Origin of the sequence: Paraburkholderia gardini, from assembly GCF_907164545.1 — a bacterium.
GTDB classification, from domain to species: domain Bacteria; phylum Pseudomonadota; class Gammaproteobacteria; order Burkholderiales; family Burkholderiaceae; genus Paraburkholderia; species Paraburkholderia gardini.
In genome coordinates this window covers 1-1937 of the sequence record NZ_CAJQZB010000074.1, presented here as the reverse complement: position 1 = coordinate 1937, position 1937 = coordinate 1, and the positions used below count along the sequence as shown (strand labels likewise).

The following is a 1937-nucleotide window of genomic DNA, read 5'->3' as shown; positions in this document are numbered from 1 at the left end:
GGCCGTCTTGACGATCAGAATTTGATCTCGAAGAGGCGTTCGTTGAAGCCCTGGAGGTCAAAGGCAGCAGGATCGAAACTACCGCCGCACCAATCGAGCAACCGGTTGTGTTCCTCATGAGCGGGATCAATGATCGCGTCGAGGAACTCGATGTAGCCGGGTACGCCGCCAACATCTTCCGGCGGACAGGCATTGCGACCGTCCAGGCAGATGGGCGAGCGCAGCTCAGGGTCAGGCGGCAGGACCTTCTCGACCTTCACACGATGCTGCCAGTTGTCGCCGTAATCGTAGATGTAGGTGAATGACTTCAGCGCGCCGAGCGCCTTGCCCAGGCTCGCCCGCGCTTCGTTGAGCATCGGCGGGTCACTCGGGAAGTCCGGATCGGGCACCCCGTAGTTGGTATCGCCGAACACGAATTCGTGCATGTGGCCGCCATCCCATCCCATCGCCAACAGCAGCACGACATGCAGCTTCGGCAGCTTGATCGAGGCAGGGACCAGCACCCGTCTCCAGACCGCCGGCTTCAGATACTTCAGCTCAATGTGCAACTGGTAGACCGGTACCTGTGAATTGATCGCGCGTAACGCAGGTTTGCGAGTTGATGCCATCGTCACGCAGCCTGCTGGAGCGGCTGCTCTACCGGCATCAAACGCCACGGCAGCAACTCGTCGATTCGGTTGATGGGATGCTCGGCGATGCGCTCGAACACCGTACGCAGATACGCATACGGTTCGATGCCATTCAGGCGTGCCGTTCCGATCAGGCTGTAGATGACCGCCGCACTCTGTCCACCGCCGTCAGAACCAGCGAACAGATAGTTGCGCCTGCCGAGAACCAGCGGCCTGATCGATCGCTCCGCGGTGTTGTTATCTATCTCGATGCGCCCGTCTTCACAGTAGCGCACCAGCGCAGGCCAGTTCCCCAGCGCATACCGGATCGCCTTGCCAAGGCCCGACTTCACCGAGACCTGCGCGAGCGTATGTTCGAGCCAGTCCTTCAGTGCACCTGCGAGCGGCAATGCCCGCGCCATGCGCACCGACTGCCGGACCTCCGGCTTGCGGCCGCGCACCTCGCACTCGATGGCATACAGGGCCGCGATGCGGCTGAGTGCCTCCTGCGCTACCGGCGAACGCTCCAGTTCGTACAGGTCGTAGAACTTGCGCCGCACATGCGCCCAGCACGCTGCCTCGATGATCGTGCCATCGCGGTACAGCGCGTCGTAGCCACTATAGGCATCCGCCTGCAGGATGCCCGACCAGCCCTGCAGATGCGTGCGGGGTCGCTCTCCCTTACGGTCGGGCGAGTACTGGTACCAGACCGCCGGGGGTGCCCGGCTGCCCGCCGGCCGGTCATCGCGTACATACGTCCACAACCGCGCCGTACGTGTCTTGCCGCGTCCGGGTTCCAGCACCGGGACGGGAGTGTCATCGGTATGGATTTTTTGTGCCTCGCGCACATACCGGCCAACGGCATCCGCGAGCGGCTGCAGCAGTGCGGCGGAATCCCGAACCCACGAGGCCAGCGTGGCGCGGTCCAGTTCAATGCCGGCACGTCGATAGATTCCTGCCTGCCGGTACAACGGCGTATGGTCGGCGTACTTGGCAACTACCACCTGCGCCAGCAGGCCGGCTGCAGCCATGCCGCGTGCGATCGGGCGCGACGGCGCCGCTTCCTGGACGACCTTCGCACAACGGCTGCAGCTCAGCCGGGGACGCACGTGGCGGATCACCCGGAAGTACCCCGGCACGTAGTCCAGCATCTCGGAGGCGTCTTCACCCAGCTTGCGCAGCCGGCCGCCGCATTCGGGGCAGTCGCAGCCCTGCGGCTTGTGCTCCACCACCTCACGGGGCAGGTGTGCAGGGAATTCGCGCGAGCGGCGGCGTAGTGGGACCGCCGGCGCTGTCGTGTCTACAGGTTCATCAGGCACCGGTTCTGGC

The 1937-nt window shown here is 64.2% G+C and carries 2 protein-coding genes; both read right to left on the bottom strand.

The window, feature by feature from the left end; all coding sequences use genetic code 11:
* Positions 1–14 precede the first annotated feature (14 nt).
* Positions 15–608 carry a plasmid pRiA4b ORF-3 family protein gene (locus LPA37_RS27605; RefSeq protein ID WP_229014257.1) on the bottom strand — a complete coding sequence of 198 codons (594 nt, stop codon included), beginning with the start codon at positions 606–608 and terminating at the stop codon, positions 15–17.
* A gap of 2 nt (positions 609–610) precedes the next feature.
* Positions 611–1937: IS66 family transposase (gene tnpC / locus LPA37_RS27600; protein WP_229014256.1), on the bottom strand; the 1327-nt coding region annotated here is incomplete at its 5' end.

Bases quoted from the DNA above. Each gene is read 5' to 3' on its own strand.
- LPA37_RS27605 (WP_229014257.1), bottom strand. From the start codon at position 608: ATGGCATCAACTCGCAAACCTGCGTTACGCGCGATCAATTCACAGGTA.